The sequence below is a fragment of the Paraburkholderia graminis genome (assembly GCF_003330785.1).
Taxonomy (GTDB): domain Bacteria; phylum Pseudomonadota; class Gammaproteobacteria; order Burkholderiales; family Burkholderiaceae; genus Paraburkholderia; species Paraburkholderia graminis.
The window spans coordinates 1,717,730-1,730,784 of the sequence record NZ_CP024935.1; the positions used below are offsets into that span (position 1 = coordinate 1,717,730).

Below are 13,055 nucleotides of genomic sequence, written 5' to 3' on the forward strand. Positions count from 1 at the left end.
AGATGCGGCACTCAGGTCACCGGCGCCGGATTGAACAGCGCCAGCGCATTATGCAGCTTCAGCTTCTCGGCGCAGGTCTTCTTGCGCCCGCTCGCGACGTCGAGCATGAAGCGGAACAGTTCCCAGCCCACCTCTTCGATCGTCGCCGTGCCCGTCGCGATGGTGCCCGCGTTGATGTCCATCAGGTCGTGCCAGCGGCGCGCCAGATCGGAACGCGTCGCGACCTTGATGACCGGCACTTCGGCGAGACTGTACGGCGTGCCGCGGCCCGTCGTGAAGACGTGCAGATTGATGCCGGCCGCCAGCTGAAGCGTGCCGCAGATAAAGTCGCTCGCCGGCGTCGCCGCATAAATCAGCCCTTTCTGGCGCACTTTCTCGCCCGGCGACAGCACGCCCGAAATCGCCGAGTTGCCCGACTTGATGATCGAGCCCATCGCCTTTTCGACGATGTTCGACAGCCCGCCTTTCTTGTTGCCCGGCGTGGTGTTCGCGCTGCGGTCCGCGCCGCCGCGCTTCAGATAATCGTCGTACCACTGCATCTCGCGGATGATCGCCTGCGCGACGTCCGCGTTCGCCGCGCGCGCCGTCAGTTGATCGACGCCGTCGCGCACTTCGGTCACTTCGGAGAACATCACGGTGGCGCCCGCGCGCACCAGCAGGTCGGTCGCGAAGCCCACGGCCGGATTCGCGGTGAGGCCGGAGAACGCGTCGCTGCCGCCGCATTGCACGCCGACCACGAGATCCGCAGCGGAGCAGGTCTCGCGACGCCGGTTGTTGAGCCGCTTCAGATGACCTTCGGCGGTCCTCATGATCGAATCGATCATCGACTGGAAGCCGACGTGCGATTCGTCCTGCAACACGACCACGTCGCCGTTCTCGTCGGCGCCAAGATCGCCGATGTCCGCGATCTCGCTCGGGTTCTGCGCGGCGGCAATCGGAATCGTGCCGGGCGGCATCAGGCGTTCCGGCTGCAATTTCTCGCAACCGAGGCTCACCATCATCACCTCGCCGCCGAAGTTCGGATTCAGCGCGATGTTGCGCACCGTGCGGATCGGCACCATCGCGTCGGGCGCGTCGATCGCCACGCCGCAGCCGTAGGTGTGGCCGAGGCCGACCACGTCGTCGACATTCGGGTACTTCGGCAACAACTCAGACTTGATGCGCACGACCGCGTGTTCGACCACATCCGCCACGCATTGCACTGTCGTGGTGATCGCCAGAATGTTGCGCGAGCCCACCGAGCCGTCCGCGTTGCGATAGCCCTCGAAGGTGTAGCCCTCGAGCGGCGGCATCTCCGGCGCCTTGATCGTCGCAATGGGCAAGTCTTCGAGTCCCGGCGGACTCGGCATGCGGATCACGTGCTCGTTGATCCAGCTTCCCTTGGGCAGCGCCTTCAGCGCATAGCCGATCACCACGTTATAGCGGATGACCTCGTCGCCCTCGGCCAGATCGGCCAGCGCGACTTTGTGGCCCTGCGGCACGCGCTCGCGCAGCACCAGGCCGTCGGGGAATACGGCGCCCTCACCCAGTCCGCCGTCGTTCACGACGATCGCGACATTGTCATTGGGGTGAACGCGAATGTAGAGCGGTGAAAGTTCCATTGCATCGATCCTTATGGCGATTTACGCCTTCTGCGCCAGCTTATTCATACGTCATCCTACAACATGCGAATCGCGTGGGATGTTCCGTATTTACCCTAAGAGCACCATTATGCCGCGAAAACACCGTTGAGTTAGCCGAATTGTTGTTGTACGATGACGTATAAGAAATCTTCATTTCTATTGATCCAACCTACACCGACGCCTGGATACAGACATCATGACGACACCGCAGGAACTCAAGCAGACCGTTTCAGAAGGCCTCCTCTCCTTCCCGGTCACCGACTTCGACGCACAAGGCGAATTCCGCGCCGACACCTTCGCCGAGCGCCTCGAATGGCTCGCTCCGTACGGCGCTTCGGCGCTGTTCGTCGCCGGCGGCACGGGCGAGTTCTTCTCGCTGACGCACAACGACTATTCGAACGTCGTGCGCACCGCAGCCGAAGTCTGCAAGGGCAAGGTGCCGATCCTGGCCGGCGCGGGCGGCCCGACGCGCGTCGCCATCGAGTATGCGAAAGAAGCCGAGCGCCACGGCGCAAACGGCATTCTGCTGATGCCGCACTATCTGACGGAAGCCTGCCAGGAAGGCATCGCCGCGCACGCCGAAGAAGTCTGCAAGTCGGTGCCGAACATGGGCGTGATCATTTACAACCGCGCCAATTCGAAGCTTAACGCCGACATGCTCGAGGGTCTCGCCGAGCGCTGCCCGAACCTGATCGGCTTCAAGGACGGCGTGGGCGAGATCGAAAACATGGTGACGATCCGCCGCCGTCTGGGCGACCGCTTCTCGTACCTTGGCGGCCTGCCGACCGCGGAAGTCTACGCCGCGGCCTACAAGGCGCTGGGCGTGCCGGTGTACTCGTCGGCGGTGTTCAACTTCATTCCGAAGACCGCGATGGACTTCTACCGCGCAATCGCCGCGGACGACCACGCGACCGTCGGCAAACTGATCGACGAATTCTTCCTGCCGTACCTGAAGATTCGCAACCGCCGTGCCGGTTACGCGGTGAGCATCGTCAAGGCGGGCGCGAAGCTCGTCGGCCACAGCGCCGGCCCGGTGCGTGCGCCGCTGACCGATCTGACCGAAGAAGAAATGGCGCAACTCGACGCGCTCATCAAGACGCTCGGCCCGCAGTAACGCAGCGCGCGTGGCCGGCGGATCGACTGCCGGCCACGCGGACAACTGCCGCAGATGAGAGCCGCATAGACGGCTGCGCAAGGAGCGCCCGGAGACGACCGCGTCGCCGGGCGTTTTTCGCACATGCGGTCGAGGCCACGAGCCCGCTCTCTTGTACAAGAATTAAGGAGATGACCATGGAAATGAGCCGCACGGCGAGTTCCGCCAACGTCGCAAAGCGCACCAAAGTCCGCTACGCGATCCTGCTTCTTATCTTTGTAATCACCACGTTCAATTACGCAGACCGCGCGACGCTGTCGGTCACCGGCTCGGCGATGCGCACCGAATTCGGCTTCGACGCGATCCGCATGGGCTACATTTTCTCGGCGTTCAGCTGGGCTTACGTGGCCTCGCAATTGCCGGCCGGCTGGCTGCTGGACCGCTTCGGCGCACGGCGCGTGTACGCCGCGAGCATTTTCTTCTGGTCGCTCTTCACGCTGCTGCAAAGCTCGATCGGATTGCTCGGCAGCGCGGCCGCCGCGGTGACGGGTCTCTTCGTGTTGCGTTTCGCGATGGGCGCGGCGGAATCGCCGGCCTTTCCGGCCAACGCCAAAGTCGTGGCGAGCTGGTTTCCGACCAAGGAACGCGGCACCGCATCGGCGATCTTCAACTCGGCGCAATACTTCGCGGCAGTGATCTTCACGCCGTTGATGGCCTGGCTCACGCACGCGTTCGGCTGGCACATGGTGTACGTCGTGATGGGCGTGGCCGGCTTGCTGCTCGCGCTCACCTGGCTCAAGGTGATGAAGCATCCCGCCGACCATCCGGGCGTGTCGGCTTCGGAACTCGAGTACATCGAACAGGGCGGCGGCGTGATCAACGGTCACCAGAAAACCGGTCCCGCCGACGTCGAAAAGGCCGGCGGCTGGTCGCTCGTGCGCCAGTTGCTGACGAACCGGATGCTGGTCGGCGTCTATCTCGCGCAGTACTGCATCAACGTGCTGACGTACTTCTTCCTGACCTGGTTTCCGATCTACCTCGTGCAGGCGCGTCACATGACGATTCTGCAGGCGGGCCTCGTCGCGTCGTTGCCGGCGATCTGCGGATTTTCCGGCGGCGTGCTCGGCGGCATTCTGTCGGACTCGCTGATCCGGCGCGGCCATTCGCTGACCGTCGCGCGCAAGGTGCCGATTGTCGGCGGCATGCTGCTGTCGGTGTCGATCATCGGCTGCAACTACGTTTCGACCGACTGGATCGTCGTCGCGCTGATGTCGCTCGCGTTCTTCGGCAAGGGCATCGGCGCGCTCGGCTGGGCGGTGGTCGCCGACACGTCGCCGAAGGAAGCGCTCGGTTTGTCGGGCGGCATCTTCAACATGTTCGGCAACGTGGCCGGCATCGTCACGCCGATCGTGATCGGCTACCTGGTCGCGCAAAGCGGCTCGTTCAACGGCGCGCTGGTGTTCGTCGGCGCGAACGCGCTGCTGACGGTGTTCAGCTACCTCGTGATCGTGAAGGACATCAAGCGCGTGGAGCTGCGCCCGCGCTAAGCGCGGCGCGAATTACAGCGCCCGGCTTCGGGCCGCGGCCGCGCGCTGCGGCCCGGCCCTCACCTCCCGCTCAAATTGATCCGGCCTTTCTATAATCAGTCGTCAGACGACGGTATAATGGATCGCAGAAAGTATCTGCAACTATCTGATTCAAGGGGCGTTTTCGATGGCTACACCACTGGCATCCGCGGCACCGCCACGACGCGCTCGTAATCTCGCCGAGCTCGTCGTCAATTACGTCACCGAGCAGATCGCGTCCAACGCGCTGAAACCAGGCGACAAGCTGCCGACCGAATCGCAACTCATGGTCACGCTGAGCGTGAGCCGCACGGTCATTCGCGAGGCGATTTCGCGCCTGCAGGCGGGCAAGGTCATCGAGACGCGGCACGGCATCGGCAGCTTCGTGCTCGAGCCGCAGCGCGAAAAGCTCGGTATTGATATGGTGCCGGCCACCACGCTGCGCGACGTGCTGTGCATCCTCGAATTGCGTATCAGCCTCGAAACGGAATGCGCGGGTCTCGCGGCCCAGCGTGCCAAACCGGAAGACCTCGCGCGCATGCGCGCCGCGCTCGACGCGATCGAAGCGACGCGCCATAACGGACTCGACAGCGTCGAGGCCGACCTGCAGTTTCATATTTCGGTGGCGCGCGCCACGGGCAACCGCTATTTCGTCGACATCCTCACGCAAATGGGCAGCGCGCTGATTCCGCGTAACCGTCTCGATTCCGCGGGCATTGCGCGCGCCGAGCCGGACGCGTACCTGTCGCTCGTCAACCTGGAGCACGAGAGCATTCTCGAAGCGATCAGCCGCCACGACGCCGACGGCGCGCGCGCGGCCATGCGCATGCATCTGTCGAATAGCCGCGAACGGCTGCGTCGCGCGAACGAAACGTCCGAGGCGAATAGCTGAACGCGCCGGTTTTTCAAGCGCATAGAAGTACGACTACGCGCCAACGGTAAATCGGCATAGGGGACGGCCATGAGGCCGTACCCCTGCCACACCACCCGGCATGCGGGTCCGCACCGGGCGGTTCGGGAAGTTGAGGTTATGAGAGTCGGGGTACGCCCAGTTGGTCGAAGTAGGCGATGGTCAGCACGCGCTTGAGCGCACCGTCGCTATTGCGCCACCAGCAACGACTGTTCGCCGCCACTTGTCGCGCCACAGCGGCCGATGCCCCCAGCGCACGCAGTTCCCGGTAGATGGTGGTGCCACGGCGCCAGTGTTTGAGATGGATCGCGCGCAACCGGTGACGCAGCCACTCATCCAGTGCCAACCACACACCGGGTGTTTGCGCCAACCTGAAGTACGCCTTCCAGCCTTGCACGTAAGGCCGTAACTGTTCCACCACTTTCTTCATGCTGCGCCCGCCAGAGCGATGGGTCAGTTCACGGATGCGGTGTTTGAACGCCAGCAGCGGTTTGGCCGCCACCTTGCGTTTGACCACCCCACCCGCAGCCACCCACAGGCTGTAGCCCAGAAACTTGCGACCAAACACACTGGCCACCGCGCTTTTGGTCTCGTTGACCTTCAGCCGCAGTCGCCCATACAGACGCCGCAGCAGTGCCATCACCCGCTCACCCGCCCGGCGGCTACGAACATAGACATTCGCGTCGTCGGCGTAGCGCGCGAAGCAATGACCCCGCCGCTCCAGTTCCTTATCCACTTCGTCGAGCAGCACGTTGGCCAGCAACGGGGACAGTGGTCCGCCTTGCGGCGTGCCCTGATCCCGTTGCTGGACCACTCCGCCATCCATGATGCCGCTGCTCAGATACGCCCGGATCAGCCGGATTACGCCGGCATCATCGATTCGCTTCTGTAGACGGTCAATCAGGATGTCGTGGTTGACCCGGTCAAAGAATTTCTCCAGATCAACGTCCACCACGATTCGCCGACCCGACTGCACGTACGACTGCGCGGCTAACACCGCGTCGTGCGCACGCCGTCCAGGCCGGAAGCCGTGGCTGTGCTCGCTGAAGGTAGGGTCCAGAACCGGCTGTAGCACCTGTAGCAGCGCCTGCTGGATCAACCGGTCCGTTACCGTCGGGATGCCAAGCTCGCGCTCGCCTCCATCCGGCTTCGGTATCGTCACCCGACGTACCGGGCTGGGCCGGTACGTCCCCTTGAGCAACTGTTCACGGATCGCGGGCCACGCCGTCACCAGATGACGCGACGTCTGGTCAACGTCCAGACCGTCCACGCCAGCGGCTCCCTTGTTGGACCGGACCCGTTTGAACGCCTGCTTCAGGTTCTCTCCTGTCAGCGCCGCTTCCAGCAGCGCCGACCCTGTGTCCCCGGATTCATGTCGCGGGCAGCAGGCTTCATCGCTAGTCGGTGTACGCCGTGCAGCTTCACCGCACGTGACCCCCACCCGCCCCGCTTGCGCGGGCATCTGACGCATTGCCTGTCGCATCGACATGACGCTGGACACTCCTTCCCGTTTAGCCCTTCGTCACCAGCTTCGGCCTCATCAACCTGTCCTGTGACTACTACGGCCTCTGCTGACTTCTCGCTCCGGCTCGACGCCGTTGCCCTTTCAGGCACGAGGCGAGATCTCCCCAGGTAAGAACGCAATCCTTCACCGCACAACCGCCGCATTTACGTTGCCTGATCCTTGACCACGAGAGCTTCGCGCTTCTTTGCACGCTCGCCCTGATCGGCACCGCCTCATATCCGGTTCTTGTTCATCGGCTCGCGGTTTCGCTCCACGCTTCCTCCCCACGCTCGGTCGCCCTCACGCAGTTGCGCTTCACTTCGTTCGCTGTGGTCAACTCACGATGGGACTTGCACCCACAAGATTGCGCCCATGCTGGGCGCACAAAGAAAATGGCCGGGGAGTTCACCTCCCCGGCCATTTTCATTCGATGCCGCCAATCAGGCGCGCTTAGCTGCGCGTGATCTCGCCATCGCGGCGACGCCACAGATTCAGCGGATTGCTGTCAGCCAGCGCCTCGGGCAACAGATCCGCCGGGAAGTCCTGATAGCAGACCGGGCGCAGGAAGCGCTCGATCGCCGTCGTGCCGACCGAGGTCGCGCGGCTGTCGGAGGTCGCCGGGAACGGGCCGCCGTGGACCATCGCGTGGCAGACTTCGACGCCGGTCGGAAAGCCGTTGACCAGCAGACGCCCGGCCTTGCGCTCGAGAATCGGCACGAGCTTCTGGGCTGCGGGCACGTCGGCGGCGTCCATCTGGATCGTGGCCGTCAGTTGGCCGGCAAAGTGCTCGGCAACTTGCAACAACTCGGCTTCATCCTTGCAGCGCACGATCGTCGATGCCGGACCGAATACCTCGTCCTCCAGCGCCGGCGTGGCGACGAACGTCTGCGCATCAGTCACGAACAGTGCGGCGCGCGCCTGGTTCGGGCCCGTTACGTCGGCGCCGCGCGCCACCGTTTCGACGCCGGCGGTCTTGGCCAGCTTGCCCTCGCCTTCCGTGTAGGCGGAGTGGATGCCCGAAGTCAGCATGGTCTGCGCGGGCTTGGCGGCCAGCGCTTCAGAGGCGGTGGCGACGAAGCTCTTCAGCGCATCGCTGTCGACGGCAATCGCGAGGCCCGGGTTCGTGCAGAACTGGCCGGCGCCCAGCGCGAGCGAATCGACGAAACCGCGCGCGATGTTCTCGGTGCGCTGCTTGAGCGCGTTCGACAGCAGAAACACCGGGTTGATGCTGCTCATTTCCGCGTAGACGGGAATCGGCTCGGGGCGCGCCGCCGCGACGCGCATCAGCGACAAGCCGCCCGCGCGCGAACCGGTGAAGCCGACCGCCTTGATCGCCGGATGCGCGACGAGCGCCTCGCCGACCGAATTGCCCGCGCCGACGATCAGCGAGAACACGCCTTCCGGCAGGTCCATTTCCGCTGCGACGCGCTGGATCACACGGCCGACCATCTCCGAGGTCCCGAGGTGCGCGCGATGCGCCTTCACCACGACCGGACAGCCGGCCGCGAGCGCCGCGGCCGTGTCGCCGCCGGCCACCGAGAACGCGAGCGGGAAGTTGCTGGCGCCGAACACGGCGACCGGTCCCACCGGAATCCTTTGCATGCGCAGATCGGAACGCGGCAGCGGCTTGCGGTCCGGCAGCGGCGAATCGAGCGTCGCGGTAAGCCACTGGCCCGAGCGCACTACTTGCGCAAACAGCTTGAGCTGGCCGGTCGTGCGGCCGCGCTCGCCTTCCAGACGCGCCTTCGGCAAGCCGGATTCCTGCTGCGCGCGCTCGACGAGCGCATCGCCCAACGCCGTGATGCCGTCCGCGATACGTTCGAGGAACTCGGCGCGCACGCTGAGCGGCAGTTGCCGGTACGGATCGAATGCCTTGCCCGCCAGTTCGCAGGCGAGGTTGACGTCGCTAGCCGTGCCGCTGCCGAAAACCGGCTCGGCGATGTCCGTGCCGGTGGTGGGATTGAACGCGTGCAGCGCCTGTTCGGCGCCGCGCACGGCCTTGCGGCCGATCAGCATTTCGCCGGTGATCTGGCCGGTGACTTCGCTGGAATGGGACATGTCTCTTTTCCTTGTATTAGAGCGCTAGATATAAGTCATCCTACAACATACGGGTGTGCCGATGCAACCGGAACCGCCTACTCGCACATGGGCTTTCAGCGTCATTCCGGGTTAACGTGACCGTTACAACGGCTGAATCGGGTGCTAATCTGGAAATAGATATACGACGACCTATAACGTGCGGTTCAGCCATCGTCGGAACTTGACCCGATCCATTTGCCGTTCGAGGAATACGTTCATGCCAGCCGCGCCCTGCCAGCCTTATCAGTCTCTTCCCAACAGCTTTCGCCACGCCGTGCGCAGCGGTGAAACGCTGGTCGGCTGCTGGGCCTCGCTCGCGAGCCCGATTGTCGCCGAACTGCTCGGCGTGATCGGCTTCGACTGGCTGCTGCTGGACGCCGAACACGCGCCCAACGACGTCCTCACGCTGATCCCGCAACTGATGGCGCTCAAGGACAGTCGCAGCGCGCCGGTCGTGCGCCCGCCGGCCAACGAGAGCGTCGTCATCAAGCGGCTGCTCGACAGCGGCTTTTCCAACTTCCTCGTGCCGTTCGTCGATAACGCCGACGACGCGGCGCGCGCGGTCGCCGCCACGCGCTATCCGCCGCAAGGCGTTCGCGGCGTCTCGGTGGGCCACCGCGGCAACCGCTACGCGACGGTACCCGACTATTTTGACATTGCCAACGACAACGTCTGCGTCATCGTGCAGATAGAGAGCCGTCAGGCCGTGAACTCGATCGACGCGATTCTTGCCGTCGACGGCGTCGATGCGGTATTCGTCGGCCCGTCCGACCTCGCGGCCGCCTACGGACATCTCGGCAACGCCGCGCATCCCGACGTGCAGCAGGCGATCGCCCATGTGTTCGAACGCGCGCAGGCCGCGGGCAAACCGAGCGGCATTCTTGCGCCGGTGCAAGCCGACGCCGAACGCTATCTCGCGATGGGCTGCCGCGTCATCGCCGTGTGCGCCGACCTCGGGCTGTTGCGAAACGCCGCGCAGGCCGTCCATCAACACTTCATCAGGAAACCGGCCGGCCAGAGCTAAGCCACGCGCAGCGCAGGCACAAACCAGGCCGCCATGACATCTCTGGAGCATTCCATGCAAAAAGCAGGCTTTATCGGACTCGGCATCATGGGCAAGCCCATGGCCGCGAATCTTCTCAAGAACGGCGTCACGCTCGCCGCGTTCACGCGCAGCGGCGTGCCGGACGATCTCACCAAGGCCGGCGCACAGGCATGCGACAGCCCCGCCGCCGTCGCGGCGCAGGCCGACATCATCTTCATCATGGTGCCGGACACACCGGACGTCGAGCGCGTACTGTTCGGAGAAAACGGACTGGCGAGCGCGTTGCATGCGGGTCAAACGGTGGTCGACATGAGCTCGATCTCGCCGATGGCCACGCGCGAGTTCGCCGCTCGCGTGCGCGAAACGGGCGCGGATTATCTCGATGCCCCGGTATCGGGCGGCGAAGTCGGCGCGAAGGCCGGGTCGCTCACCATCATGGTCGGCGGCGAGCAGGCCACCTTCGACAGCGTGAAGCCGCTGTTCGACATGATGGGCAAGAACGTCACGCTGATCGGCGCGGTCGGCGCGGGCCAGGTGTGCAAGGTCGCCAATCAGGTGATCGTCGCGGCCACGATCGAGGCGGTCGGCGAAGCGCTGCTGCTCGCGTCGAAAGCGGGCGTGGACCCGGCGCGCGTGCGCGAAGCGTTGATGGGCGGCTTCGCGTCGTCGCGCATTCTGGAAGTGCACGGCGAGCGCATGACGAAGCGCACTTTCGATCCGGGCTTTCGCATCGAACTGCATCAGAAGGATTTGAATCTCGCGCTCTCGACCGCGCAGACGCTCGGCGTTTCGTTGCCGAATACGGCCACCTGCCAGGCACTTTTCAATGCGTGCGTCGCGCACGGCGGCAAGGCATGGGATCACTCGGCGATGGTGCGTGCGCTCGAAGTGCTCGCCAATCACGAGATCGGCCAGCAAACAACCTGATCCATCACGCGCGTTCCGCCGCGCCGCTTCGCCCGTTCGATGTCGATGAATGGGTAAAGCGGCGCGTGTTGCGTTCTGGGCCCGCGCAAACCGACAAATTCCCTTCGTTTCTTTCAATTATTAAGGATGACTGACTTAACAAAAGCAATCGCAATGAACGCCGTACTTTCGAGCATCGACGATTATTTACAACGCCCTGAAGGGCAAGGAGACATTCGTGGCGAGTCACTATAAAAACAGCGGCAAACGGGCAGCATCGACGAACGCGGCTCATGCCGAACCTTATTCACCTGGACGCCGGGCGTTCATGGTGTTCGCCGGCACCTCCGCGGGCGCGACGCTGCTCGGCGGTCTGTCCGCGTGCGGCGGCTCGGGCAGTTCGGGCCTCACACCCGAAGATCCGATCTGGGGCAGCTACGGCGCCGCGACGCAGATCGTCGCTTCGCTCGCCGGCATCAAACAGTCGATGTTCCCGTCGCGCGACTTCGTCGTTACGCAATACGGCGCGCAACCGTGCGCGGTGGTCGCGGCAACCAATCCGTACACGGGCTCGTCGTCGCCCGCGAGCCCCGGCTCGAACCAGACCAACGCGGCGTCTTCGTTCGACTCGCGCCCCGCGTTCCTCGCCGCGATTCAGGCAGCCAACGCGGCGGGCGGCGGCCGCGTCGTGGTGCCGTCCGGCAACTGGTATTGCGCAGGTCCGATCGTGCTGCTCAGCAACGTCAATTTTCATTTGAGCGCCAATTGCACGATCTATTTCAGCCCGAATCCCGCCGACTACGCGAAGGACGGACCGGTCAACTGCGGCGCGAATGGCAACCTCTTTTACAGCCGCTGGCAGGCGAATGATTGCCTGAACTTCGGCTCGCCCGTCTACGCGCGCAATCAGTCGAACATCGCGCTGACCGGCGAAGACGCGACCTCGGTGCTGAACGGTCAGGCGATGACGCCGTTCGCCGGCTCGGGCAACACCGCGACGTGCTGGTGGACCTTCAAGGGATCGAATGGGGCCTACGGTTGCGTGAGTTCGTCGACGCCCTCGCAGGTCTACAAGAATCCGAGCAACGTGGATCTGCGAACTGTTGCGCCCGGCATTTCCGACGCGCTCTACACACAGTTGACGAGTCCGACGACGCCCTGGCAAGAGGACCAGAACTACTTGCCCGCGCTCTCGGAAGCGGGCGTGCCGATTGCGAAGCGCATCTTCGGCCTCGGTCACTATCTGCGCCCATGCATGGTCGAGTTCATCGGCTGCACGAATGTGCTGATGGAAAACTACGCCACGAACAACACGCCGTTCTGGCAGCATCATCCGACCGATTGCAAGAACGTCGTGATTCGCGGCGTGACGACCAACAGCATCGGTCCGAATAACGACGGCTTCGATCCCGACGCGTGCGACAACGTGCTGTGCGACGGCGTGACCTTCAACACGGGCGACGACTGCATCGCGATCAAGTCGGGCAAGGATCTCGATACGCAGTACGGTCCCGCGCAAAATCACGTGATCCAGAACTGCACGATGAATAGCGGCCACGGCGGCATTACGCTCGGCAGCGAAATGGGCGGCGGCGTGCAGAACATTTACGCGCGCAATCTCCAGATGCTGAATCAGAACTGGGCGACCAATCCGCTCAATATCGCGATCCGTATCAAGACCAATATGAATCGCGGCGGCTTCGTGAAGAACTTCTACGTCGACAAGGTCACGTTGCCCAACGGCGTCGCGCTGAAAGGCGGCGGCTACGGCAGCGCGCTGCTCGCCGGCAGCCCGATCAACGGCACGGTGCCGCTTGGCGTGGTGACTGCGACTGCGGCCAATCCGTCCGCGGCTCAGGGCGGCCTGATTACATTCGACTGCGATTATCAGCCGGCCAACGACGCAATCAGAACGCGGCCGGCAGTCGTGCAGAACGTCAACATCTCGAACGTGCAGGCGAGCAACGTCACGCTCAACGGCGTCACGGCTTCGTGTTTTCAGGCGATCGTCGCGCAAGGCCCCGTCGCGTTCGACTACAACGGACCGACGCCCGCGCCGACCGTTCCGCCGATCACCGGCGTGACGATCTCGAACTGCAATCTCGGCACTGCCGTTTGCGCGGGACCGGCCAACGCCACCACGCCGGGGCCGATCTATGCGTACAACGTCAACGGCATTGCGTTGAAGAACGTCGTGATCGGCGGGACGACGTACAACACGAACGTGGTCGATCAGCGGTAAGCAGCGAACACGGCGGAGTTGCGGCTGCGCCGCGTTGTGAAAAAAAACCGCTCGGGAGAGCGGTTTTTCTACGGTTTTTATTGCTAACA

Annotated in this window: 9 protein-coding genes; 6 read left to right on the plus strand and 3 right to left on the minus strand. The window is 63.9% G+C overall.

Features of this window, described 5'->3' with window-relative positions; genetic code table 11:
• Positions 1 to 11: 11 nt before the first annotated feature.
• A complete protein-coding gene (garD, locus tag CUJ91_RS25845; protein WP_053860243.1) occupies positions 12 to 1,601 on the minus strand; it encodes a galactarate dehydratase in 1,590 nt (529 codons plus the stop codon).
• Between the two features lie 217 nt (positions 1,602 to 1,818).
• Here garD and kdgD point away from each other — a divergent pair, with 217 nt between their 5' ends.
• From kdgD to CUJ91_RS25860, 3 genes are all read left to right on the plus strand, one after another.
• A complete protein-coding gene (kdgD, locus tag CUJ91_RS25850; protein WP_114157488.1) occupies positions 1,819 to 2,736 on the plus strand; it encodes a 5-dehydro-4-deoxyglucarate dehydratase in 918 nt (305 codons plus the stop codon).
• A 176-nt stretch (positions 2,737 to 2,912) separates the two neighbouring features.
• Complete coding sequence (locus tag CUJ91_RS25855) at positions 2,913 to 4,262, plus strand: MFS transporter (RefSeq protein ID WP_114157489.1); 1,350 nt, start codon at positions 2,913 to 2,915, stop codon at positions 4,260 to 4,262.
• Between the two features lie 166 nt (positions 4,263 to 4,428).
• Positions 4,429 to 5,172, plus strand: coding sequence for a FadR/GntR family transcriptional regulator (locus CUJ91_RS25860; protein WP_006052340.1), 744 nt, complete (start codon positions 4,429 to 4,431; stop codon positions 5,170 to 5,172).
• A 136-nt stretch (positions 5,173 to 5,308) separates the two neighbouring features.
• Here CUJ91_RS25860 and ltrA read toward each other — a convergent pair whose 3' ends face one another.
• Entirely contained in the window at positions 5,309 to 6,679 is a 1,371-nt protein-coding gene (ltrA, locus tag CUJ91_RS25865; protein WP_006046962.1) for a group II intron reverse transcriptase/maturase, read from the minus strand.
• A 465-nt stretch (positions 6,680 to 7,144) separates the two neighbouring features.
• On the minus strand, positions 7,145 to 8,752 hold the full coding sequence (locus CUJ91_RS25875; protein WP_006052341.1) for an aldehyde dehydrogenase (NADP(+)): 1,608 nt from the start codon (positions 8,750 to 8,752) through the stop codon (positions 7,145 to 7,147).
• Positions 8,753 to 8,990: 238 nt separating this feature from the next.
• Between CUJ91_RS25875 and garL the strand changes: the two genes are divergently transcribed.
• The 3 genes from garL to CUJ91_RS25890 all read left to right on the plus strand — a co-directional run bounded on the left by garL (position 8,991) and on the right by CUJ91_RS25890 (position 12,966).
• Positions 8,991 to 9,797 (plus strand): 2-dehydro-3-deoxyglucarate aldolase, encoded by an 807-nt coding sequence (garL, locus tag CUJ91_RS25880; protein WP_114157490.1) that lies wholly within the window; start codon positions 8,991 to 8,993, stop codon positions 9,795 to 9,797.
• 33 nt (positions 9,798 to 9,830) lie between these two features.
• Positions 9,831 to 10,745: a 2-hydroxy-3-oxopropionate reductase gene (locus CUJ91_RS25885; protein ID WP_081653117.1), complete on the plus strand. Its 915-nt coding sequence runs from the start codon at positions 9,831 to 9,833 to the stop codon at positions 10,743 to 10,745.
• 307 nt (positions 10,746 to 11,052) lie between these two features.
• The gene (locus CUJ91_RS25890; protein WP_232292381.1) at positions 11,053 to 12,966 is read left to right on the plus strand and encodes a glycoside hydrolase family 28 protein; all 1,914 of its coding nucleotides are present in this window, start codon (positions 11,053 to 11,055) and stop codon (positions 12,964 to 12,966) included.
• The last annotated feature ends 89 nt before the right edge of the window (positions 12,967 to 13,055 follow it).